The organism is Duganella levis (genome assembly GCF_009857605.1).
Taxonomy (GTDB): Bacteria; Pseudomonadota; Gammaproteobacteria; order Burkholderiales; family Burkholderiaceae_D; genus Rugamonas; species Rugamonas levis.
Genome location: NZ_WWCT01000030.1, coordinates 1 through 22107 on the forward strand (window position 1 = coordinate 1; position 22107 = coordinate 22107).

The 22107-nt window shown below is 59.5% G+C and carries 22 protein-coding genes and 1 tRNA gene; 14 read left to right on the forward strand and 9 right to left on the reverse strand.

Annotated features, from left to right (window positions below):
• Positions 1–113: 113 nt before the first annotated feature.
• The gene (locus GTP69_RS26860; RefSeq protein ID WP_161057756.1) at positions 114–446 is read right to left on the reverse strand and encodes a hypothetical protein; all 333 of its coding nucleotides are present in this window, start codon (positions 444–446) and stop codon (positions 114–116) included.
• 544 nt (positions 447–990) lie between these two features.
• On the opposite strand from GTP69_RS26860, the gene GTP69_RS26865 reads away from it, so the two are divergent.
• From GTP69_RS26865 to GTP69_RS26885, 5 genes are all read left to right on the forward strand, one after another.
• The gene (locus GTP69_RS26865) at positions 991–1686 is read left to right on the forward strand and encodes a hypothetical protein (protein WP_161057757.1); all 696 of its coding nucleotides are present in this window, start codon (positions 991–993) and stop codon (positions 1684–1686) included.
• A 119-nt stretch (positions 1687–1805) separates the two neighbouring features.
• Positions 1806–2279: a hypothetical protein gene (locus GTP69_RS26870; RefSeq protein WP_161057758.1), complete on the forward strand. Its 474-nt coding sequence runs from the start codon at positions 1806–1808 to the stop codon at positions 2277–2279.
• A 258-nt stretch (positions 2280–2537) separates the two neighbouring features.
• A complete protein-coding gene (locus GTP69_RS26875; RefSeq protein ID WP_161057759.1) occupies positions 2538–3266 on the forward strand; it encodes a Crp/Fnr family transcriptional regulator in 729 nt (242 codons plus the stop codon).
• A complete protein-coding gene (locus GTP69_RS26880) occupies positions 3263–4960 on the forward strand; it encodes a hybrid sensor histidine kinase/response regulator (protein WP_161057760.1) in 1698 nt (565 codons plus the stop codon). The genes GTP69_RS26875 and GTP69_RS26880 overlap by 4 nt, the downstream gene beginning before the upstream one ends.
• Positions 4957–5751 (forward strand): response regulator, encoded by a 795-nt coding sequence (locus tag GTP69_RS26885; RefSeq protein WP_161057761.1) that lies wholly within the window; start codon positions 4957–4959, stop codon positions 5749–5751. Before GTP69_RS26880 ends, GTP69_RS26885 begins: the two co-directional genes overlap by 4 nt.
• A 6-nt stretch (positions 5752–5757) precedes the next feature.
• On the opposite strand, the gene GTP69_RS26890 is transcribed toward GTP69_RS26885, so the two are convergent.
• On the reverse strand, positions 5758–6327 hold the full coding sequence (locus GTP69_RS26890; RefSeq protein ID WP_308494472.1) for a TetR/AcrR family transcriptional regulator: 570 nt from the start codon (positions 6325–6327) through the stop codon (positions 5758–5760).
• 181 nt (positions 6328–6508) lie between these two features.
• Between GTP69_RS26890 and GTP69_RS26895 the strand changes: the two genes are divergently transcribed.
• The 5 genes from GTP69_RS26895 (at position 6509) to GTP69_RS26915 (ending at position 9422) form a co-directional block, all read left to right on the forward strand.
• Complete coding sequence (locus GTP69_RS26895) at positions 6509–7450, forward strand: NADP-dependent oxidoreductase (protein WP_229261166.1); 942 nt, start codon at positions 6509–6511, stop codon at positions 7448–7450.
• Entirely contained in the window at positions 7450–7863 is a 414-nt protein-coding gene (locus GTP69_RS26900; protein ID WP_161057763.1) for a hypothetical protein, read from the forward strand. Before GTP69_RS26895 ends, GTP69_RS26900 begins: the two co-directional genes overlap by 1 nt.
• Positions 7864–7916: 53 nt before the next feature.
• Positions 7917–8747 carry an alpha/beta fold hydrolase gene (locus GTP69_RS26905; RefSeq protein WP_161057764.1) on the forward strand — a complete coding sequence of 277 codons (831 nt, stop codon included), beginning with the start codon at positions 7917–7919 and terminating at the stop codon, positions 8745–8747.
• Positions 8748–8825: 78 nt separating this feature from the next.
• Positions 8826–9083 carry a hypothetical protein gene (locus GTP69_RS26910; RefSeq protein ID WP_161057765.1) on the forward strand — a complete coding sequence of 86 codons (258 nt, stop codon included), beginning with the start codon at positions 8826–8828 and terminating at the stop codon, positions 9081–9083.
• Positions 9084–9212: 129 nt separating this feature from the next.
• Positions 9213–9422, forward strand: coding sequence for a hypothetical protein (locus GTP69_RS26915; RefSeq protein WP_161057766.1), 210 nt, complete (start codon positions 9213–9215; stop codon positions 9420–9422).
• Between the two features lie 3 nt (positions 9423–9425).
• Here GTP69_RS26915 and GTP69_RS26920 read toward each other — a convergent pair whose 3' ends face one another.
• Together GTP69_RS26920 and GTP69_RS26925 are read right to left on the reverse strand one after the other, a co-directional pair.
• Positions 9426–12194 carry a TonB-dependent receptor gene (locus GTP69_RS26920; protein ID WP_161057767.1) on the reverse strand — a complete coding sequence of 923 codons (2769 nt, stop codon included), beginning with the start codon at positions 12192–12194 and terminating at the stop codon, positions 9426–9428.
• A 136-nt stretch (positions 12195–12330) separates the two neighbouring features.
• Positions 12331–13500, reverse strand: a complete 1170-nt coding sequence (locus GTP69_RS26925) for an acyltransferase family protein (protein ID WP_161057768.1) — start codon at positions 13498–13500, stop codon at positions 12331–12333.
• A gap of 158 nt (positions 13501–13658) precedes the next feature.
• Here GTP69_RS26925 and GTP69_RS26930 point away from each other — a divergent pair, with 158 nt between their 5' ends.
• From GTP69_RS26930 to GTP69_RS26940, 3 genes are all read left to right on the forward strand, one after another.
• On the forward strand, positions 13659–14099 hold the full coding sequence (locus tag GTP69_RS26930; RefSeq protein ID WP_161057769.1) for a hypothetical protein: 441 nt from the start codon (positions 13659–13661) through the stop codon (positions 14097–14099).
• A 191-nt stretch (positions 14100–14290) separates the two neighbouring features.
• Positions 14291–14366 (forward strand) — tRNA-Lys (locus tag GTP69_RS26935).
• A 218-nt stretch (positions 14367–14584) separates the two neighbouring features.
• Complete coding sequence (locus tag GTP69_RS26940) at positions 14585–15496, forward strand: CE1 family esterase (RefSeq protein ID WP_161057770.1); 912 nt, start codon at positions 14585–14587, stop codon at positions 15494–15496.
• 4 nt (positions 15497–15500) lie between these two features.
• Here the strand turns inward: GTP69_RS26940 and GTP69_RS26945 are convergent, their stop codons facing one another.
• Both GTP69_RS26945 and GTP69_RS26950 read right to left on the reverse strand, forming a co-directional pair.
• Entirely contained in the window at positions 15501–15791 is a 291-nt protein-coding gene (locus tag GTP69_RS26945) for a hypothetical protein (protein WP_161057771.1), read from the reverse strand.
• 2 nt (positions 15792–15793) lie between these two features.
• Entirely contained in the window at positions 15794–17773 is a 1980-nt protein-coding gene (locus GTP69_RS26950; protein WP_161057772.1) for a helicase-related protein, read from the reverse strand.
• A gap of 123 nt (positions 17774–17896) precedes the next feature.
• Here GTP69_RS26950 and GTP69_RS26955 point away from each other — a divergent pair, with 123 nt between their 5' ends.
• On the forward strand, positions 17897–18505 hold the full coding sequence (locus GTP69_RS26955; RefSeq protein ID WP_161057773.1) for an IMPACT family protein: 609 nt from the start codon (positions 17897–17899) through the stop codon (positions 18503–18505).
• Positions 18506–18522: 17 nt separating this feature from the next.
• On the opposite strand, the gene GTP69_RS26960 is transcribed toward GTP69_RS26955, so the two are convergent.
• From GTP69_RS26960 to GTP69_RS26970, 3 genes are read right to left on the reverse strand one after another with little or no spacing between them, the layout of a single operon-like run.
• Complete coding sequence (locus GTP69_RS26960; protein WP_161057774.1) at positions 18523–19683, reverse strand: DUF418 domain-containing protein; 1161 nt, start codon at positions 19681–19683, stop codon at positions 18523–18525.
• Positions 19684–19728: 45 nt separating this feature from the next.
• Complete coding sequence (locus tag GTP69_RS26965) at positions 19729–21273, reverse strand: methyl-accepting chemotaxis protein (protein ID WP_161057775.1); 1545 nt, start codon at positions 21271–21273, stop codon at positions 19729–19731.
• A 12-nt stretch (positions 21274–21285) separates the two neighbouring features.
• Entirely contained in the window at positions 21286–22074 is a 789-nt protein-coding gene (locus GTP69_RS26970) for a transporter (protein WP_161057776.1), read from the reverse strand.
• Positions 22075–22107 lie beyond the last annotated feature (33 nt).

Genomic DNA, 22107 nt, shown 5'->3' on the forward strand with positions numbered 1-22107 from the left:
TTTGAAACAGCTTCATGAAGAACTAAAGGAGTTGGGCTTTGAAGGGTCTTACGACCGGGTTGCAGCGTTCGCCAGGGTATGGCGGGCGGGTCAAACTGACAGGGTCAATTCAGCTAGCAAACGCACAATATTGATAAATCCTGCGGATTCAATAATTCCCAAGTGGCAAGCACAACTTTAGTAGTTATTCCTGACGGAAGTGTGATCTTATGAAGAGCAGATTCCAAATCTACGCCGTCGTTTAACAGCTCACAGAAGCTAGACCAAGATTTCTGCGCCTCTGGGTGTTCCGACGATACGTCCACAGTATCGATAAGGTGAGTAGCTAGCGCCCCCATCCCAGACAATCCGTACGCTGCCGAAGCACCGCTTCCTAAAATAATTACAGGCGAATGATTGTAATAATCCTGCGCTTGCTTCGCGATGAGCTCTTTTTCGGCGTCCATAAGCAAATTCCGGTGACGGTGAGTTACAAATTCCACAATAGCCTACCATACCATCGGTACAAATAGCCATTAGGCAATTTTCGTTCCTAAACTCGTGAACTCGCCTGTGGAATGCCTTCGGAGTTGCTCTAAACAGGCAGCAGTGCCTCCTAACTGCGCTCAATGCTTGCCTCCCGTCCACCGTGCAATGCGTGCGGGGGTAACCCTACGCAATATCGTCCCGGCGCAAATCCGAGCCGCGCTGAGCAAAGCGTGATCCGAGCGGACCGGAGATAGACCGGAAGCATCCCTAACGGCCTTCACCAAAATCACCTCTTCTCGATGCACCTGGCAAGGCCTACCGCATACCACGACCTAAACATCCGCCGAGCCCAGAGCCACGGATTCGAACTCCGTTCACCTGCGAGCGCCCGATAGTGACGCGGAATCGTCTTTGCCGTATGACTCATTAAGTGAGTCGGCCCATCAAATATTTTGCGCCGCTTCAAAGCCCCTCAAACTGACCCAGAGTACTCTCGCCAGACACCTTTGACAGGAGTACGCCATGCAACAGTCCGACGAAGAGGTATTTGAAAACGCGGTCAAATCACTCGAAGCGACAGCAGCCAGCGCTGGAATGCATCTCGAAATTGATTCCACCGCACGCCGCATTTACGCGCGTGAAATAAAAGCGATGTCCGATAATCTTCGAAGTGACGTCGCTAGAGGGAAATTGACTTGGGTGCAGGCGGCGCAACAGGCCCAGACTACGCGCAACATCATCATGCAGCTCTCCAGATCGAATACCACGCCCGTTGGCCGAGCTTACGCACAACGTACGAAGCTTGAGGGTCGTGGCCTGAATGCGTTAGTCGCCGAAAAAACAGTCAAGCTGTTCGGTAAAAGCGCTCTCTTTGACAGGCTCACTTCGTCACAACAGAATCGTGTATTTGCTGAGATTGTCGCGTCGGCTGGCAGGTCTCAGCCCGTGGTTACGCGCAATGTCGCGCGATTATCTTACTTGGGACGGAGCGTCATTCTGCTGTCAGTGGCTCTGTCGATATACAACGTTCTAACCGCTCGTGATAAATCTACTGCGATCAAGCGCGAGGTCGCAACAACTGCGGCAGGAATCGGCGGCAGCATCGCGGCAGGCGCTCTTGCGGGATTGGCGTGTGGCCCAGGCGCACCGGTATGTGTGACAATAGGAGCGTTTGTCGGAGGGGCTCTGGCGGCCTTCGGTGCTGGATTTATTTGGTAGGTACGCTCGTGAAACTACTTTCGACCTCAGAACTAGGTATACAGCGGGCATCGCCCTATACGGATACGGAGCTGGCTTCATCCCAGCTCCTGCTAAATGGCAAGCCCTCCGGAGTTATCGTGACCGGAGAGGTATTAGAGGCTGCTGTGGAATGGCGCGGCTATCACATTGTCTTTCTTACCGATGACATCCCGTTCGAAGATATGCTTCGAATTTATATGTTCGACGCCAATATGGTGTTGGTCGATGCGGCCGTGCTTGGTGCGATGTATTCTACTGGCACGTTTGCCGAACTGAGCCTGCAACCACCGGATGCGTTGTCGTTCCGCTTCTTCGGTGGGACCCGTTGGCGTGTGGTGCTGCTCACCGAGCGGGAGTTTGCACTGCCCTTTGTTTCCGACCCAAGCGGCGTAAGCCGAAAGTTCAAATTCTCCAGATACTTCCGGGTGGAAGGCAAGCCACAGCCAGAAAGACGGAAAAGCATATCCGGTCAGTCTGAAACAACTATTGAGACTCAGATTGGCTCATTGAGGAGCCTCCTGATCTCAGCAGCGGCCTCCTCGCGCGAGACAATTGCGGTGTTCGGGCATTGACTCGATCCACTGAATTTGGTTGTCTGGAACAGCAGGCGTCTTCACACTCGCCGTATTCAAGCCAATGACCGCAGCCAGCAAGAGCACCAGAAATGTATTCGTTTGCATGACTTGCTCCTTACGAAGATGTCTTGGAAGGATGCGGCCTTAACATACGCAGCCGCACGACGATATAGCTTCTGTGTTACTCTGCAAGACGGCCATCGTTTGCCGTCTTCGCCGCCCGCCTAGTTGACGACTGGAATAACCAATATCTCCATGCGTCTCAACAACCCCAATCAAAACCATTTGCTGGCCGCCCTGCTCGACGCCGAGTTCGACCGCATTTCGCCGTACCTCGAACCGATCATGATGCGCCTCGGCGATGTGCTGTATGAATCGGGCGGCGTGCTCAATCATGTGTATTTCCCGACCTCCGCCATCGTCTCGCTGCATTACGTGCTGGAGAACGGCAGTTCGTCGGAAATCGCCGGTGTCGGCAATGAAGGCATCCTCGGCATCTCGCTGTTCATGGGCGGAAACACCACGCCCAGCCGCGCGGTGGTGCAGACGGCGGGCCACGGCTACCGCCTCAAGTCGCACATCCTGATGGAAGAATTCAACCGCGCCGGGCCGGTGATGCGTCTGCTGCTGCGCTACACGCAAGCCTTGATCACGCAGATGTCGCAAACGGCCATCTGCAACCGTCATCACACGTTGGACCAGCAGTTATGCCGCTGGCTGCTGCAAACGCTGGACCGTCTGCCGACCAACGAGCTGACCATGACGCAGGAACTGATCTCCAACATGCTCGGTGTGCGGCGCGAAGGCGTGACAGTGGCGGCAGGCCGATTGCAGACGCAGGGATACATCAGTTGCCGGCGCGGCCACATCTCGGTCATCGACCGCATCGGTCTGGAAAAAGACGTCTGCGAATGCTACGACGTCGTTAAAAAAGAATTCGCGCGCCTGATGTCGGATGTGCGTCAACGCCAGGGCGTCAAATGAAAACAGTACTCCTCCCCGAAGGCAATGCCCTCAAGGCTGATGCCCTGCAACTGGCGATTCACAACAGCGCCAATTTCTCCAGCATCGCGACCGATGCACAGGGCGTGATCCAGATCTTCAACGTCGGCGCCGAACGCATGCTGGGCTACAGCGCGGCGGAAGTGGTCAACCAGATTACGCCGGCCGGCATCTCCGATGCTCAGGAAATTATTGCGCGCGCTGCTGCGCTCAGCCTGGAAGCGGGTATGGACATCCGGCCGGGCTTTGAGGCACTGGTGTTCAAAGCGTCGCGCGGCATCGAGGACATTTACGAGCTGACCTACATCCGCAAAGATGGTAGCCGCTTCCCCGCCATCGTTTCTGTCAGCCCGCTGCGCGATGCGCATGAAAAAATCATCGGCTATCTGCTGATGGGAACCGACAACACGGCGCGCAAGCAGGTGGAAGCCGAGCAATACTTGCTGGACCAGCGTCTGCGCGAACAACAGCTGGCGCTACAGGAAACCAACGTGGCGCTGGAAGCAGCGCGCGCGGCAGCCGAAAAGGCCAATCGCGCCAAGTCTGATTTCCTGTCGAGCATGAGCCACGAGTTGCGCACGCCGCTCAATGCGGTGCTCGGCTTTGCGCAGCTATTGGCGTCCGACAAACCGCCACCGACCACGTCGCAACAGCGTTCGCTCGACCAGATTCTCAAGGGTGGCTGGTATTTGCTACAGCTGATTAACGAGATTCTCGATCTGGCCATGATCGAATCCGGCAAGGTCACCATGTCGCAGGAATCCATGGGCCTGACCGAAGTCTTCAAGGATTGCCAGGCGATGATCGGTCCGCTGGCCGACAAGCGCGGCATCCACCTGGTCTTCCCCAAATTGAGCCGGCGCTTTTTCGTGCATGCGGATCGCACGCGCGTGAAACAGGTGATGATTAACCTGCTCTCCAACGCTGTCAAATACAACCGCCGCGGCGGCATGGTGGCGGTCGAGTGCGGTGAAGGCCGCGAGGGCATGGTACGGATCAGCGTGACCGATAACGGCGCCGGCCTGTCGCCCGATCAGGTCGACAAATTGTTCCAGCCGTTTAACCGCCTCGGACAAGAAGATGGCGCCGAGGAAGGCACAGGTATCGGCCTGGTGGTGACCAAGCAGCTGACCGAACTGATGGGCGGCTCGATCGGCGTCCGCAGTAACGAAGGCACTGGCACCACGTTCTGGATCGAGCTGGTCGCCAGCGATGAACCAACGCTGGAGCCGATGGCGCTGGATGAACTGCTGCTGCCAGAGACCCAGGATACCGAGTCACAGGCTACCTTGCTGTACATCGAAGACAACCCGGCCAATCTGGCGCTGGTGGAGCAGTTGATCTTGCGCCGCAGCGACCTCAAACTGCTGACCGCCATCGATGGCCACATGGGTATCCAGCTGGCGCAGGCCTACCAGCCGGACGTGATTTTAATGGACATCAATCTGCCAGGGATCAGCGGCTACGGCTGCCTGAAGATCCTGCAAGACAATCCGGCGACGGCGCATATTCCGGTGTTGGCCCTGTCGGCAAACGCCATGCCGCGCGACATAGAAAAAGGGATGGAGGCGGGATTCCTCCGCTATCTGACCAAGCCGATCAATGTAGTGGAGTTCATGAGCGCGCTGGATATGGCCCTTGAATTCTCCGTCGTACACACAGGAAATGCATCATGATTGAACCATCCGAAATAATCCGTGCGGGCATCCTGATCGTTGACGACCAGGATGCAAACGTGATGCTGCTGGAGCAAATGCTGAAGAACGCCGGCTACACCAACGTCAGCAGCACGATGGACCCGTTTGCCGTCTGCGACCTGCATCGCACCCATCACTACGACTTGATTTTGCTGGATCTGCAGATGCCCGGCATGGATGGCTTTGCGGTGCTGGAAGCGCTCAAGGAAGTCGAGCCGGACGGCTATGTGCCGGTGCTGGTGGTCACCGCGCAGCCGGGCCATAAACTGCGCGCGCTGCAAGCCGGTGCGCGCGACTTTGTCAGCAAGCCGTTCGAGCTGATCGAAGTGGAGACGCGCATCCGCAATATGCTGGAGGTGCGCCTGCTGCATCGCAATCTGGAAAAGATGGTCGAGGAACGCACCGCGCAGTTGCGCGCCAGTGAAGCACGCTTTCAACGCTTCGCGGAATTGTCGACGGACTGGTATTGGGAACAGGATGCCGAGGGCGAGCTCACCAACTGGTCCGGCCCGGTCGCCGACATGGTGGGCATCGGCGGCACCGAGACCGATGGTTGGGATGTCGAGGAACGCGCGCTGTTACAGTCGAATATCGCGGAGCGCAAGCCCTTCCTGGACTTTGTGTACAGCCGGGCCACGGCAGCGGGCGCGGTGCAATATCTGCAAGTGAGCGGCGAGCCGATGTTTGACGAGGCCAGCCGCTTCATCGGCTATCGCGGCGTGGGACGTGACGTCACGGCGATGGCGGCGATGTTCGCCCGCCCCGAGTAAGCCAGTTCAGCTGGCTGGCTGCACCAGGATCGCGCTGGCGATCACTTGGAACAGGCGGTCCACGCGGGACGCGAACAACGGCTGATCGTTCAGCCACGCCAGCGCGCTGACCAGCGCAAACAAGTCCGCCCCATCGATATCCAGCCGCGCCTCGCCCTGCGCCTGCGCGCGCGCCAGCAGATGCGAGCCCGACGCACGCATCGACACGCATGACGCATGCAGGGCCGAATCCGGCTCAGCTATGGCGGCTGTCATTGCAGAAATCACGCCGCGATGGCTATGCGTAAGCGTGACCATCTCGCGCAACCACAACACCAGCGCATTGCCGGTCGACGCTACCGTTTCAAGCTCACCGGCCTTCGCCGTCAGCTGATCAAAACTCTTGCGCAGCAACGCGTCCAACAAGGCTTCCCGCGACGGGAAGTGGCGGTAGAGCGTGCCAATCCCCACTCCGGCCCTGCGGGCGACTTCACGCATGGAGGCGTCCGCCCCCTGCTCGGCGACGACCTCGCGCCCTACCTCAAACAGATGATCGTAATTTTTTTGGGCGTCAGAACGCATCAGATAGCTTGACAAACGGAGCACTGCTCCGTATATTGAAAACATAAACGGAGCGCTGCTCCACCTTTTCGGAGCTTTGCTCCGGTACTCATTATCAATTCTCGCAAAAGGAAAAGCAATGTCAAACACGACGATGAAAGCGATTCGACAACATGCCTTCGGAGGCCCCGAGGTATTGCAGTATGAAGATGCGCCGATGCCCGAGCTCGATTCCGGCGAAGTGCTGGTACGCGTGCACGCGGTCGGTGTGAATCCGCCGGACTGGTACCTGCGTGACGGCTACAAGATGCTGCCGCCGGAATGGCAACCGCCGGTGTCGTTTCCGCTGATTCTGGGCACGGACGTGTCGGGCGTCATTGCGGCGGTGGCAGAGGATGTGACCGGCTTCGCCGTGGGCGACGAAGTATTCGCCATGGTGCGCTTCCCCACCGGCCTGGCGGGCGGCAGCCGCGCCTATGCGGAATACGTCAGCGTACCCGCAGCGGAAATGGCGCGCAAACCGGCCGGCATCGACCATATGCAGGCCGCCGCCGCACCGATGTCGCTGCTGACCGCCTGGCAATTCATGATTGAGCTTGGCCACGATGTTCAGAACCCGTTGCAGCCAAATCGCCATGAGCCGGTTCCGCTTGAAGGCAAGACCGTCCTCGTCAACGGCGCGGCCGGTGGCGTCGGCCACTTCGCGGTGCAGCTGGCGAAGTGGCGCGGCGCCCGCGTGATTGCGGTGGCCTCGGGCGAACACACGGCAATGCTGCGCGATCTCGGCGCGGACGAGGTCATCGACTACACCCAGACTGCCGCCGAGGACGTTGTGCGCGATGTTGACCTGGTCATCGACGCGGTGGGTGGTCCGACCTCGGGCCGCTTCTTGCGCACGCTGAAGCGTGGCGGCGCGTTGTTCCCGGTATTCCCGCTGGGCTTCTCCGGTAGCGAAGAGGCTGAGAAGCTAGGCGTGACAGTGTCGTCGACGCAAGTGCGCTCCAGCGGTGCGCAACTCGCAGAACTCGCGCTGCTGCTGGATGCTGGAACGATTCGCGCCGTCATCGACAGTACCTATCCGCTGGCCGAAGCACGCAAGGCCCACGAGCGCGCAGCCGCCGGCCACATTCGCGGCAAGATCGTTCTCACGGTGGCGTGATGGAAACCACACCTCACGGCACAACGCAGTGGTTCGAGATGGTGGGCGAGGTGCTGGTGGACGCCGCCATGCAGGCCGGACTTCCACCGGAGTGCAATGTTCGCCTGGTGGAGCGCTACATCGACGGTATCGAACTGAGTCCAGGGCTAGTCCAGGGCCTGCGCTTTGACATCATCAATGGCAAGCCGGCCTTCCAGCTCGGCGCCGGGCGCGACGAGCGAGGGGACATCACGGTCGAGGTAACGAAAGCAGCCTCGTACACGCTCAACACCTTGCGCAGTGATGACCCGCACTTTCACGCCGCGTTCGTAAATTTACAGGCCGCCGGCGAATTGAAGATCGACGGCGACCTGTCGCAGCTAGGAAGCTGGTTCAGCGCAGTGCATGACCGGATCGTGGATCGAACAAACTAGCAGAGAAAGATGCTATTCTTGTAAGTCATAGATTATCGCGCCTCAAGGAAAATATGCGTCAACTGCTTACCTGCTTACTTCTCATTGCTTTAGCCGGCTGCTCCACGGTCGACGTAACGTCCAGGCAATTCATTCCGAAAGATGCAGGCAAGCTATCGATGCTGAAGAAGACAGCACCGGACTACCAGGTTGACAATATCGAATTCAAGCACCCGGATGGCGCCATTAGCCGGGGCATCTTCGTGCATAAGCCCGACGCGCAATTCACGGTGCTGTACTTCATGGGCTCGGGCGTTCGGATCGATGTCAATGGCGCATTCATCGCCAAGCCGTTTGTCGACATGAACGCCAATTTCATCAGCTACGACTATCACGATTTTGGCCGTAGCGATGCGCCCGAATCCGCATTTGGCCTGCCAGAGCTGAATGCGGAAGCCCTGGCCCTGTATGACCATGTACGCGCAACGACCACCGGAAAACTGGTCGTCCACGGCCATTCGTTTGGCAGCTTTGTCGCCGCCGCACTGGCCAAACAGCGGCATCTGGACGCCCTCGTACTGGAAGGCACCGGCACCAGCGCGCAAGCGTATGCGGACAATATGGTGCCGTGGTACGGCAAGCCCTTCGTGCGCATTAAGCTGGATCAGGAACTGCTGTCGATCGACAACCGCGTCGCCCTACGGACGTATCAAGATCCTGTGCTCATCATCAGCGGCGTCAACGACGTGCAGACGCCGCTTGCCACCTCCCGCGAACTATTCGACAGTCTGAGTAATCAGCATAAACGGTTTGAAGCGGTTAAAGAGGCAGGCCATATGAATGCCATGACGAAACCGGAAACACGTCGTACATATCAGGCTTTTATGGGCGGCGTTTACGAGTAGGCGTCGCGAAAACAGTAGCGTTCCCGCCAGCTGGAGCGGCTACAATGACAGCATCTTTAAACAATAGAAAACTGCACCATGACTTACGAAGAATTCCTAGATGAGATTGCAACATTGCTCACCGAGATGTACGACCTGACCGATGAAGCTGCGATCAAGCTGGTGGTTGATGCGCAAGATAACGATTACTTTGTCGTGCATGACGACAAGGAAGAGTTGCGCACCGTGGCCCAAGCCAAGCTGGATGCCGCCGCCATCTACGAAGCCAAGCAGAACAAGAATCAAACCCAGCGCAAGCAGCAGCAACGCCAGGTACAAAAGAAAAAAGCGCCCTGAACTGACACAGCATTCAATTGCCGCCGACGCTGACTTTTCGTCACAGACAACATCACGCACGAGGAAGCACTGCGCATCTATTTACTCGATGCTGGGTTAGAAGTGGTGGACTCTGCCTGGATGGGTGCAATGTACGCCACCGGCGTGTTCTCGCTGATCCAGCTTCAGGCGCCCAATAGCATTCGTTTTCTCTTTTTTGGCGACACTGAATGGACGGTGGAGTTGCTCAACGACGAGACCTTTACGGTCCCGTTCACCGAGCCTCGCGGCGTCCACCGTCCATTCAAATTTCACCGGCACTTCAAGATACTTAGCGATCCCAAGCCTGAGTCCCGGTAAGCACTAGAACGCCGCCCGCAGGCCGATGCTGACGCGGCGGCCGACATCTTCCAACGTCAGGAACTGGCTCTCGTTCAGCGCGTATTCATGCGTACGCGCGTTGTTGAGATTGATGGCGTCGGCATACAGCGACAGGGTCGGCGTCAGGTTGTAACGCAGGCTGGCGTCCGTCTGGCCGTAGGCCGCGCGGGTGCGTGGCTGGGTGCTGCCGCCGCCGCAATCGACCGAGAAGTGATTGCGCCAGTTGTAGCTCACGCGCGCCTGGAACTTGCTGTTCTCGTAGAACAGCGAGCCGTTATACGACTGCGGCGACAGGCCCGGATAACCGCACGCCGGCGTGCTGCTGTCGACCTCGCGGCTGGCGCTGGCGTCTACATACGTGTAGTTGGCCGTCACGCCGAAGCCGCGCAGCCACGGAATCGCGGTGTCGAACGCATACTGGCCGGCGATCTCCACGCCCTTGATCTTGCCCTTCTGGCCGTTGCGCACGCGGGTGTCGTGGACGATTTCGTCAAACTGCGGAATCTTCATGTCCACCAGCCGCGTTTCCAGAAAGTCCGACACGTATTTCTGGAACACCGCCGCGCTGACGTAGTTGGTTTTCGACAGATACCATTCCCACGACACATCGTAGTTGTTGGACTTCATCGGCTTCAGATAAGGATTGCCGCCGCCGGTCTGCACGTCGCCGAAGCGGCCGCCGTAGTAGTTATCCACGCCCATCTGGTTCAGCGTCGGCCGCGTCTCGGTCTTGGAGGCGGCCAGGCGCAGCAGCATCTCCGAGGTCAGGTCGAATTTCAGGTTGGCCGACGGCAGCACGCTGTTGTAGCTGTTGCTGACCGTGGTGGTGGTCATCGGCCCCCAGTTGGAAATAAAGGTGGTGTCGTTCGGGCTCTTGGTGGCAGACAGCAGCACGCGGCTGATACCGGTCGAGCTCGATTGCACATGCACCACGCGCACGCCGGCATTGGCCGACCAGCCCGCGCCTTCCCACTTGCTGTCGACGAAGAAGTTGGACACCTTCTCCTTCACACCCCACATCGACGGCAAGGTATAGTCGATCGCCATCGGGCCGTTGGGATACTTGGTGGTGTCCAGGTACAACGCCGGGTCGTTGGACTGCGCCAGGATCGAGCGCTGGTTCAGGTAATTCATGTACGCGTACGGATCGAAGCTCAGGTAGGCGCTCGGCACCTGCGCGCCATTGCCCATGAAGTTATCCATCGGCGTCACCGTGAACAGCGATGACGGCAGCGGCAGATGGTAGCCGCTGTAGGTGTTCCACGCATCGTTCTTCCACTCGGTGCGGTCGACGCTGCGCTGCGAATAGCCAAGGCCGGTATCGACGCCCTTGAAATAGCCGATCTCATGATTCCAGTTCAGGCTGAGCCGGCCTTCCGACAGCTTGTCATGGTTGCGGATGTCGCCATTGGAGACGGCGTGTGCGCGCACCGCAGTCGGATCGGCAATGCCGTCGCCAAACACCACCGACGGCGTGCCGCCAAAGCTCAGCACGTCGCCATTTTTCGGCACCATGCCCGCCACCACCCACATATCCGGCGAGTACGAGGTAGTGCGCGAGGTCGATACATCGCCCTCCAGCTTCCACTCCGGCGCCAGTGCCCACTTGGAATTCAGGCCGAACGCGCGCGTGATCGACAGCCGGTCGCCGCCCTTGACGATCATGTCGTTGGAGTTGGCCTCGCCCAGCAGGCTGCCGGGACCGGACAGCGCCGGGTTGTTGGCATAAAACGTCGCGCCCGGACGCAGGAAGCTGGTGACCTGGTTGTTCTGGTTCACCTGCGCGCCCAGCAGTTGCGGGTTGATCCAGTCGCTGAAAGCGATCACGTCGTTGCGCTGGTCCAACCGCGAATACAGCGCGTCGGCCGTCATCTTCCACGTCGGCGACGGGTTGTATTGCACCGTCAGATTGCCGACCAGGCGCTTGCGGCTTTCGTTTTCCTGCTGGTAGCCGAAGCTCTGCGGCAGGTAGAGTTTTTTGGTGGTGACGTCGGCCATGGTCAGGCCCTTCGAATTCAGGTCGCCGTTGATCAGCGAAACGTCGCGGTAATTCCACGCATCGGTAATCGCCTTGTTCTGCTTGGAGGCGCGGTCGGTGTACGACAGCGAGGTGGTCACGCCAAAGTTGCGCTCGGCGTTGGCGAACGAGTACATGCCGCTGATGTTGGGCGTCTTCTTCTCCGAGTTGGAGTCGTACGATTCCGACACATTGACCACCGAGGTGTGCCCGGTCTTGCCGGACAAGGGCCGCGCGGTCTGGATGTCCACCGTGGAGCCGATGCCGCCCTCGGGCAGGAACGGCTGCGAGGTCTTGTACACCAGCGCCTTCGAGATCAGGTCGGACGACAGCAGGTCGAATGAAAACTCGCGGCCACCGGTATCGCTGGTCAGCGTGCGGCCGTTGACCAGCACGTTGTTGAACTCCGGCCCCAGCCCGCGCACGGAGATATAACGCCCTTCCCCGCCATTGCGCTGGATCTGCACGCCGGTGACGCGTTGCAGCGATTCGGCGATATTGGTATCGGGGAATTTGCCGGCGTCCTCGGCGGACACGGCATCGACCACGCCATCCTGCATGCGCTTGGTGTTCAGCGAGGAACTGAGCGAAGCACGGATGCCGCTGACCACCACTGTCGGACCGGTGTCGGCAGTTTGGTCGGTGGTTTGCGCCTGGGCGCTAAGGGAAAAGAGCAGGTCGGCAATGAGCGCGGCCAGCACGGTTTGACGCAAAGTTGCGTGAGGTATAGCCATGATGTTGTCTCCATCTTGTAAGTTTTATGAATGACATCTGTGTAGCCGGTTTGATCTTACGCCCGACATAACCATGTCAATCTATTACTTCTTTACGAAATGGCATTCCAAAATGGTATAACTCAGCGGCCTCCTCTTAGCGCAAGGACACGCCGTTGGTGCGGACAGGCAACGGCCGTGGCATATGCACATCACGCACCGCAAGCTGCTCGCCCAGCGCGTGGATCATGCGGCTCAGCGGCGTTTCCACCCAGCGGTGGAAGGCGGCGCCGGCGATCAAACTGGCGGCCCAGGCCACCAGCATGCCCAGCATCTGCCACGCCGGTTCGGCCGGCGCGAAGTGGGTAAAGGCGGCGTTCACAAGCAGACACACCGGGAAGTGGATCAGGAAGACCGAGTACGAAATCTTGCCCATGCCGTGCACCACGCTCCACGCGCGGCCCTGGTCGGTGCTCTTGACGCGGCCAAACAGGAACAGCGCGCACGCCACCACGGCGGCCAGCGCGATGCGGCTGCGGAACTCCAGCGCCAGACCGGCCACGGCCGGCAGCAGCGCCATCATCATCAACATCACCGCCACGCCCGGCTTGCGGCGCGGATCGCTGGCCCACCAAGCCATGATGCCGAGACCGTAGCTGCCGAAGAAATACGGCGCCCAGTTGTCCCAGTCGGCATCCAAGTTGAAATACAGCAGCGACAGCGTGACGCCTGCTGCGGCAACCATCGGCATCAGCCAGGTCACCGGCCGCCGGCCTTCGACGATGCCGCCGACCCACAGCGCCAGCACCAGCAAGGCGTACAGCTGGAAATCGATGGCCACATACCAGGCCCCGGCCGACACCGACGCGTAGCCCAGCACGCCATGCAGCAGCAGCGCATGCGCGGCCAGCTGGCTCAGCGTGGCGGGCGGCGAAATCGAATCGTGGGTCATCCATTCGGCGGCCCACGACGAGGCGACGGCGGCGATCAGCGTCGCGGCGAAGAATGCCGGCGCCAGCTTGGTATAGCGGCGCCAGATGGCGCGCAGCGGCTGACCGTAGCCGGCGTGGCCGGACGGCGCCAATGATTTGGCCGCAAGAAAGCCGCCGATCACCAGGAACACCTGGACGGCAATGCGGGCGCTGCTGCTCAGCCAGTCGATCAAGGCCGGGAAGATGATACGGACGTGATCAGACATCGGGCCATAAAATGCCAGATGGTGCAGCACGATCAATTGCGCCGCGCCGGCTTTCAACAGATTAATCAAACCAAACTGCGACGGGGCCGGTTTTACCGTGCCAGGCGTCGGGCCTGTAACTACATTCATTCGTGTTCCTTGCTGTCAACTTGCCATTAAAAGATGGCTTATTTTTATAGCAGGCCGACATGATAGCCGAGGTTGGCCATCAGGTGTCGCCCGAAACAATTCAGCAATATTTTGATTTATGCCGCAAAGGGGTGAAATGGGCGTGCTAGCTTGGCGAAATGACTGCTTCCTACCTCGCGCAGCTGCAAAACAATCCCGGCTGGTTCGCCATCAACGTGCTGGTGCCGGTGCTGCTGCCCTTCGCAGTAATCGCCGCCGTCGCCACCGCGACAGGCGGGTGGCGACTTTTTGTGCGCATGCTGAAGAAATCGATAGACGGCGGTCAGTTGTTTTGGGTCGCGCTCGGCATGATGGCAGCTACCGGCTATGACGCCTTCTCTGCTTACCAGAGCCGGCCCCACCTGAGAGAGCTTATTGGATGGACACTGGGTTCGTGTGTTGTCGGTGCATTTTTCAGTTCGATTTTTATCGCTGTGAATACAGCCCGCACGTCGCAAAGTCAAACAGTCAGCACAAGAGTGATATGGATCTCTGTACTCGTGACCATAGTCATGTCGTACTTCTATCCCCTTCTTCATTTCACGTTCTCATGGTGCTAGACTCAAAAGACATAGGAGCACTCCAATGCGAAAATTCCTGCTGCAGCTTATTTCCAGCGATAGATTCAGTGACGTTCTGGCGTATATTGCAGGAGTCGTAATGCTGATCGGCTTTGTGGGCATAGTGATATTGCTCCCTCATTCCTGATCGCTTGAACTTTCGTGCGCCAGCAAGTACAATGCTGGCCCTTGGGTCGTTAGCTCAGCTGGTAGAGCAGCGGACTTTTAATCCGTTGGTCGCAGGTTCGAATCCCGCACGGCCTACCAAGATTCATCAAAAAAGCCCACGAATTTCGGTTCGTGGGCTTTTTTGTTTAGCAGTATCTGCGCCACGCGCAACAGCAAAATTGATACGCGCTGACGCGTCTGCAAGCGTTCCGAAGACAGTTTCATCATGCTTTTACGACTTGACGCAGGGAAATAATATAGCAAAACCATAACTATTGATGTGATAATCAGTGTTTCAATAGTGAAACTGGATGGGAATGAGCAATCATGACGCCGACGGTCTGGCCCTTGCGCCGGCACCAGCAACACTCGACCGTCCCGAAGGTAGGCACCGCTACTTGGTTGCGGCGCCACCCGCCATCACGCCCGACAAACGGGGGCTGGTCGTCATACTGCACGGCGCCGGCGCATCGGCCGAGCAGGTGCTGGGACTGGCGTTTCCGCCGTCGCCACTATCGCTGTGGCTGGACATTGCGGCACGCGAGCAACTCGTCGTGATCGCGCCGGATGCCGGCAAAGGTGGCTGGAGCGACTGCTTCGCGCCGGACGCGCGCACGGCGCGGAAGAACGATGTGGCCTTCATCGATGCGCTGATTGACGATGCGATCGCCCATCACCATGTCGATCCGGCCCGCGTCTACCTGATCGGCGTCTCGCGCGGCGGCTGGATGGCGTACGCTGCCGCCATCGAGCTCCCGCACAAGCTGGCGGCGTTCTCGGTAATACTGGCCGGCATGCCGCCGTCCGGACGCATCACCATGCCCATCACGCCGCTGCCGGCGCTGATCTTTGGCTGCACGGCCGATCCGCTGATCCGTTATCACGGCGGCAAACCCTGGTATGCATTCGGCTTTGCAGAGCCGGTACGCAGCATCGAGGATAGCGTACAGGTCTGGCGCGAACTGGCGGGCCTGCCGGACACGCCCGACGTCGTCAAGCTGCCGGTCAGCGACAAGCGCGGCCGCACCAGCGTCACCCGCTATATGTGGGGCAAGGCGGCGGACCAACTCCAGGTCGGTCTATACCGCATCGACGGCGCCGGCCACGCGGAACCGAGCCGCCTCAAGCGATATCCACGCTTCCTCAACTGGCTAACCGGTCTGCAAAACGCCGATCTTGAAGTCGCTGAAGCGGCATGGGAGTTTTTCCGCGAGAAGCAAGCCAGATAAGCAATCAGCGTGATTTCTTGCGGGCCGACGTGTCAGTGCGCACATAAAAACCCGGCGGCTTGTTGGCTACCCAGGCGATAAAAGTCTGGATATCCGGATGCGCGCGCAGCGCTTCCCACGTATGGTAACTGTGCAGCAACTCGCGTTCGGTGAACACCGAATGGATCTTGCGGTGACAGATCTTATGGATCGGAAACTGCTCCTTGCCCTTGAAGGTCTTGGGCACCAGGTGATGACGGTCGATGTTGACCGTCCCCAGCACCCGGCCGCACAAGGGGCAGTGCTCCGCGTCCATGGCTAGCGGCGGAACTTGCGCGGCTGGCGTTTGCGCGCCGCCGAGTTCTGCTCCTGCAAGATCGAATCGACCCGCTCCGACGCCTCGCGCGACAGGCGCTGCGCCAGTTCGGTATCCGGGAAGTATTCCGGCTGACGGTAGGCCAGCCACGCATAGGCCGAATACAGCCGGCACGCGTCCTCCACTTCCTGCAAGTTCATGTAATGCAGCGGCCGGTCGTTGGCGGTCAGCGGCGTGATCTTCTTGTGCGCCAGCGCCTTGGCCCAGGTCTCCCAGGCGTTCTGCAACGACGGCACCTTGGACGAAATCGGCACCAGCGACAGCGCGAATTTCTCGGCCACCGTCAGCTGCAAGGTATCCAGCCAGGCCGCGCGCTCGAACTGCTCTTCGGTAATGCGCGGATAGAAGAAGCCATCCGGCACATCAATATTGTGGACGAATCGCTTCAACAGCTTGGCCAGTCCATGCTCATGCGTGACCGACGAAATACGGTGCAGATGCTCCAGCGTCGGCGCGACGGCAAAGCCGGTGGCCTTCAACGGCACCGGCTTCTCGCGCAGCAGCGAGCGCATCACATTGTGGGTCTCATTGTCGTAACCGGCCACCAGGCCTTCCTCGTGCACGCCGAAGCGGCCGGCGCGGCCGGCGATCTGGCGCGCCAATGCGGCTGGAATCTCTTCCTCTTCGTAACCGTTGTACTTGACGGTGGTGGTCATCACCACGCGCGCGATCGGCATGTTCAGGCCCATGGCGAGGGCGTCGGTGCCGACCACCACGTCGGCCGTGCCTTCGCGGAAGCGCTGGGCTTGCGCGCGCCGCACTTCCGGCGACAGGTTGCCGTACACCGTGGCCACCGACAGCCCCATCTCGGTCACCATATCGCGCCACATCAACACCTCGCGGCGCGAGAAGCAGATCACCGCATCGCCGCGACGCAGACCGCTCAGCTTACGCACGGCGTTGGTTTCCATCGTCAGCGGCCCCTTGCGCTTGAGGATGTGGACTTCCAGCTCACATTCCAGCCGCGCCGCCAACACCTCGATGGCGCGCCGCGCTTCCGGCGCCCCGACCAGGTAGACGATACGCGCCGGTGCGCCGCAGACTGCGGCGGTCCAGGCGGCGCCGCGGTCGCGGTCGGCCAGCATCTGAATTTCATCGATCACAGCCACATCGATTGGCGTTTGCGTATCCAGCATCTCCACCGTGCTGGCGACGTGGGTAGCGCCCGGAACCAGCCGCCGCTCCTCGCCGGTGACCAGGCTGACCTTCAGCGGCTTGCCGTGCTGCTCCATTTCCTGCAAACGCTCGTAGTTTTCCAGCGCCAGCAGACGCAACGGCGCCAGATACACGCCGCTCGGCGCTTTCGCCAGCGCCTCGATCGCCTGGTGGGTCTTGCCGGAATTGGTCGGTCCAAGCACCGCGATGAACTTGCGCTTGATGCGGCGCGCCAGGTCGAACGAGGCCGGATATTCGGCCAGATTGATGCTCTGGCGGGTACGTTCGGCGTGCTGCTCCTCCATATCGCGCTCGACCGCGTGCTCCAGCCGCAGGCGGATGCGGTCGAACACCATGCCGGCCGGCTCGGCGATCTGCATATCGTTGAGCGCTTGCAGGAACGGTTCGGCGTCCATATCGCAATCGTCGCAGGCGTCGGCCAACTCCTGCACGAAGTCGCTGACGTAGCCGTGCAACTCGGCCGCCACTTCCTCGCTGGCGCGCTCCAGCAGCAACCCTGAGCGGGTGTCCTCATCCAGCTTGCGCCATTTGGACGACTTGGCCAGCACACCCTGCGCCGGAACCAGGTCGTAGGCCACGCGCCGGTCGCCGTATTTGACGACGCCGCTGATGCGCAGAAACACCCTGCCCTCGGCCTTGGCTAAGGCGATGCCGCGCGCGGTCAGGCCGAGATGGCGCATCAGGTCATCGTCCTCTGCCGGGTCGCCGTCGGAGGATGAAACGAAGGGGGCGGAGGCTTTTGTCATGGCATATCAGATGGGGTGAACTCGGCCCGGATTATACCGCGCAGGCGCTGGCCAGATGGCGTGCATCTCTGATTTCTGGCACCATACGGCGGTTTTACATCGCCGTCTTGCCAGAAAACTCCCATGCCCCAAACAATCAATATCGCCGTTCATCACGAACTGCTGATAAAAAAAAGCCGCTTTATTGCCTGCGTCCAGCCGATGACCGATCGCGCCAGCGCGCAGAAAATCGTCACGGCATTATGGGAACAGCATCCCGGCGCCGCACACGTATGCTGGGCATTATTAGCCGGCGGCCAATCGGCGGCAGTCGATGATGGCGAACCGAGCGGCACCGCCGGCCGCCCCATGCTCGATGTATTGCGCCATCAGGATCTGGAAGGTGTATTAGCCACCGTGGTGCGTTATTTCGGCGGCGTTAAATTAGGCGCCGGCGGCTTGGTGCGCGCTTATACCGACAGCGTAGCGCAGGCTTTATTAAAGGCCGAGAAAATTCCCATTATCAAACAGCGCTTCCTGATTTGCAGCGCGCCATATGCCATGGAAGGCTTGGTGCGAAGGGAAATTGAAATGGCCGACGCCGAGCTGAATAATGTCCAGCATGCGAATGACGTGCAGTTTGAATTTAATCTCCCGGACACCGCCGCCGATGCGCTGATTACCCGTTTAAACGAAGCCGGCCATGGACGCATCGTCTGGACCGATCCCGACGATACGCCTTCTGCAAGCTGAATTTTGGTGTCTTCGCGCTAATTCTTGGCATGGCTGCCGAGCCACGTCAGCTTGTGCCATACGGATTCAAGCGGTCCCTGCGAATGCTGGGCCAGCCACCACACGCTGAACTGCCGTTGCACCAGCGCCAGCACGATACCGATCGCCAGCGCAAAACTGGCACCGGTATATTGATACATGCCTAGTCCAAAACCATAATAAATCGACGTGCCGATAATCGATTGCACCACGTAGCTGGTTAAACTCATACGACCGAGAGGCGAAAAGAACATCAGACAGCGCTGAGAATAAAACAGCAGTACAAACACCGATACCAGCACCACCATGAATGCCACGTTGGACCACGAGGTAATAATCACCAGCAACGGACGACGCACGGCCTCGCCTACGCCCAATAATTCCGGCCAGGTCTTGAGCACATAAAATGGGATGAACAGAACTATCGCAATAAGCAGTGCACGGCGCCAGAATGTCGGATCGCTAAACAATCCCTTGCGGCCAGCCAGCATACCCAGCATGAATAAAGCGGGAATCTGGAATATCCGGCCGTTTTCCCAACTCCAGCGAATCACGCCGATTTTGCCATTGGTGAGATTACCCGTCCAAACCTGCAAGGCCGAACCATGGGCGAAATATTCATTGGCACGACCGAAATATGCCCACGAAGCCGGATCGGGTAATTTCTCATTCGGATTCGGCAAAGCCTGGAATACTTCCCACCACGCATACGGCTGCAACAATAAAACCACCGCAATAATTCCTACCCAGCGATTACTGAGACGGGCCACAGGTATCAGCGTCAATCCCAGCACCGCGTAAATACTCAGGATATCGCCGTGATAAAACATGGAATTAAACAAACCAAACGCGAGCAACAACGCCAGCCGCCAGGCGAAACGGGCGCGAAAGTCCTCGCCGCGCCGCTCCCGGTTGTGATATTGGATGTAGAAAGTGACGCCAAACAGCAAGGCGAAGATGGCATAGGACTTGCCGCCGAACAAGAAAAACAGACTGTCCCAGATCAACTTGTCGACCGCCTGCAGCCAGGCCGGCAGACCTGTCGGGGCAAAATAGAAATCAAAATGCTCGATATTGTGTAACAGCATGATCGAAACAATGGCAAAGCCACGTAGCGCGTCGATCACATCCAGCCTGGAAGTCGTTGTCGTTATAGTCATGCGTCTCCACCAAGGTAAGCAAAATGCCAAGCTTACCTTGTTTTTTTAACCAGCTAAACGGAAGACTTTGACGGCGTCGGCCAGACGGCCGGCTTGCTCTTGCAGCGCGCCAGCGGCTGCGGCGGCTTGTTCGACCAGCGCGGCATTCTGCTGCGTGGCGCTGTCGATGGTGCCGATGGCCTGGTTGACCTGGTCGATGCCCATCTCCTGCTCGCGGCTGGCAGTGGCGATTTCGCCAACAATCGTGGTTACCCGCTGGATGCTGGAGACGATTTCTTCCATCGTCCCGCCGGCCTGCCCGACCAGCGCGCTGCCCTCGTCCACCTGCGCCGCCGATGCTTCGATCAATTGCCGCACTTCCTTGGCCGCCGCGTCCGAGCGATGCGCCAGGCTGCGCACTTCCGACGCCACCACGGCAAATCCTCGTCCCTGCTCGCCGGCGCGCGCCGCTTCGACCGCCGCATTCAGGGCCAGAATGTTGGTCTGGAACGCAATGCCCTCGATCACCGCGATGATATCGACGATTTTCTGTGATGAGGCGTTGATGCTGCCCATGGTGGCTACCACCTGCGCCATCACCGCGCCGCCGCGCACGGCAACGTCGGCCGCCGACGAGGCCAGCGTGTTGGCCTCGCCCGCATTATTGGAATTCTGCCGCACCGCCGACGTCATCTCCTCCATCGATGACGCGGTCTCTTCCAGCGAACTGGCTTGCGACTCGGTACGCGCCGACAGATCCATATTGCCGGCCGCAATCTCGCCGGAGGCCAATGCAATCGCATCGGTGCCGCCGCGCACCTGGCTGACGATGCCGTGCAGGCTGCCGTTCATCTCCCGCAAGGCGCGCTTGAGCTGGCCGGTTTCCGTAATATCCTGCTCGGACACGTCAATCTGCGATGACAAATCGCCTTTGGCCACGCGCGCGGCAAAGTCCACCGCCTCGCCCAGCGGCGTCAGGATCGAGCGCGAAATCATCTGCCCCACCACCAGCGACACCACCACCGCCAGCAAGCCGAAGCCGATGATATGGATGCGCGACTTGACCACCGCTTCATCGCCGACCGCCTTGGTGGCCTCCGAATTTTTCTCGATCAAGTCACTCAGCGCGGCCATGCTTTTCTCCAGCACGCGGAAGCTGTCCATAAACGCGGGGAATTTGGTTTGCGCTGCCGGCGGATCGGTCAGCGACAGCTCGACCATCTCCTCGGCGCTTTTCAGGTAACGCTCCACATCCGGCCGCACCTGTTCCATGGCGCGGTGGACGTCGGCATCGGTGCTGGCGCCGTCCATGTCCTTGATCAGCTTACGGAACAGCGCGATGTGTTCGGCCGTATCCTGGCGCACTTCCTTGATTTCGGCCGGATCGTTCTTGCCGGACGCCAGCCGGGCGGCCAGCACGTCGGCGCGCAGCGCGTCGTGCGCCTGATCGGCCTGGAGTTGATCCTTCATCGCCGAACTATTGGTGCTGATGGCGTCCATCGAGCCGTCCAGCACGTACACCGCGTAATAGCCTACTAGTCCTACCAGACTGACGAACACCAGCGTCGCCAGGTTCATCAACAACAAGCGCTGCTTGATGGTCAATCGCATGAGCTCTCCTGTTTAGAATTTGATGGACAGTCCAACCGTCCAGCTCCAGTCCGGCGTGTTCTTGTTGAGGCCGCGAGATAGCGCGGTATCCACTTGCACCGTGTCGGTCAGCAGATAGGCAGCGCCAATGTCGAAGGTGGTGACGCTACCGCCGTGGCGGCCCTTGGCGATCTGTGGCGCCGAGTATTCGATGAAGCTGCGGAAGCGCTCGTTCCACTCCCTGCCCAGCACGATGCCGAAAATGCCGCTGCTGTAGCGCGCGCCATTATCGTCATGCTGCCAGGCGATGCCGGGCATGACGCCGAGGCTGAAGTCCTCCGGCAGTTCCCATTCGGCCGCCAGGCGCAGCGAGCCGCCTTTGCCGGTGGCGCGGAAGGCGCTGGAGCCGCTGTCGAGGTCGACGTGGGCCAGCACGCCCATCGACGGCAGTGAGCCTTGCGCATCGGCCACATGCCATTTGACGCCGAGCGAAACGTCGGCATAACCGTTTTCGGTGGCGCGTTGGCCGGTGTTGAGGTCGTCGGTAACGACGCGCATGCGGCCATCGGTTTCGATGCGCGCTTCCACCGTATCGCTGAGGCCGAAGCGCAGCAGGGTTGGCGTGGAATAGGTGCGTTCCTTGATGCCGTTGGCCTTGTTGCGGTCCAGCGCGAAACTGGTTTCGATCTGGAAGCGGCCAGCGCCGACGACGTTACTGGACTCCACGAAATCCGGCCGGTCGGTGACGATCTGGTCTTTCTCATCGGCCTGGGCCAACAGCGGGAATACCAGCAGCAACGTAGCAAGCATCTTGATATGCATGTCTCCTCCACGAGCGAAGCGCGTGGGGTCCAC

Coding starts and splice junctions, on each gene's coding strand:
- GTP69_RS26930 (WP_161057769.1), top strand. CDS start 13,659: ATGACTGCTTCCTACCTCGCGCAGCTGCAAAACAATCCCGGCTGGTTC.
- GTP69_RS26965 (WP_161057775.1), bottom strand. CDS start 21,273: ATGCGATTGACCATCAAGCAGCGCTTGTTGTTGATGAACCTGGCGACG.
- GTP69_RS26900 (WP_161057763.1), top strand. CDS start 7,450: ATGGAAACCACACCTCACGGCACAACGCAGTGGTTCGAGATGGTGGGC.
- GTP69_RS26925 (WP_161057768.1), bottom strand. CDS start 13,500: ATGAATGTAGTTACAGGCCCGACGCCTGGCACGGTAAAACCGGCCCCG.
- GTP69_RS26885 (WP_161057761.1), top strand. CDS start 4,957: ATGATTGAACCATCCGAAATAATCCGTGCGGGCATCCTGATCGTTGAC.
- GTP69_RS26895 (WP_229261166.1), top strand. CDS start 6,509: ATGCCCGAGCTCGATTCCGGCGAAGTGCTGGTACGCGTGCACGCGGTC.
- GTP69_RS26915 (WP_161057766.1), top strand. CDS start 9,213: ATGTACGCCACCGGCGTGTTCTCGCTGATCCAGCTTCAGGCGCCCAAT.
- GTP69_RS26955 (WP_161057773.1), top strand. CDS start 17,897: ATGCCCCAAACAATCAATATCGCCGTTCATCACGAACTGCTGATAAAA.
- GTP69_RS26910 (WP_161057765.1), top strand. CDS start 8,826: ATGACTTACGAAGAATTCCTAGATGAGATTGCAACATTGCTCACCGAG.
- GTP69_RS26970 (WP_161057776.1), bottom strand. CDS start 22,074: ATGCATATCAAGATGCTTGCTACGTTGCTGCTGGTATTCCCGCTGTTG.
- GTP69_RS26905 (WP_161057764.1), top strand. CDS start 7,917: ATGCGTCAACTGCTTACCTGCTTACTTCTCATTGCTTTAGCCGGCTGC.
- GTP69_RS26945 (WP_161057771.1), bottom strand. CDS start 15,791: ATGGACGCGGAGCACTGCCCCTTGTGCGGCCGGGTGCTGGGGACGGTC.
- GTP69_RS26950 (WP_161057772.1), bottom strand. CDS start 17,773: ATGACAAAAGCCTCCGCCCCCTTCGTTTCATCCTCCGACGGCGACCCG.
- GTP69_RS26860 (WP_161057756.1), bottom strand. CDS start 446: ATGGACGCCGAAAAAGAGCTCATCGCGAAGCAAGCGCAGGATTATTAC.
- GTP69_RS26960 (WP_161057774.1), bottom strand. CDS start 19,683: ATGACTATAACGACAACGACTTCCAGGCTGGATGTGATCGACGCGCTA.
- GTP69_RS26875 (WP_161057759.1), top strand. CDS start 2,538: ATGCGTCTCAACAACCCCAATCAAAACCATTTGCTGGCCGCCCTGCTC.
- GTP69_RS26865 (WP_161057757.1), top strand. CDS start 991: ATGCAACAGTCCGACGAAGAGGTATTTGAAAACGCGGTCAAATCACTC.
- GTP69_RS26940 (WP_161057770.1), top strand. CDS start 14,585: ATGAGCAATCATGACGCCGACGGTCTGGCCCTTGCGCCGGCACCAGCA.
- GTP69_RS26920 (WP_161057767.1), bottom strand. CDS start 12,194: ATGGCTATACCTCACGCAACTTTGCGTCAAACCGTGCTGGCCGCGCTC.
- GTP69_RS26880 (WP_161057760.1), top strand. CDS start 3,263: ATGAAAACAGTACTCCTCCCCGAAGGCAATGCCCTCAAGGCTGATGCC.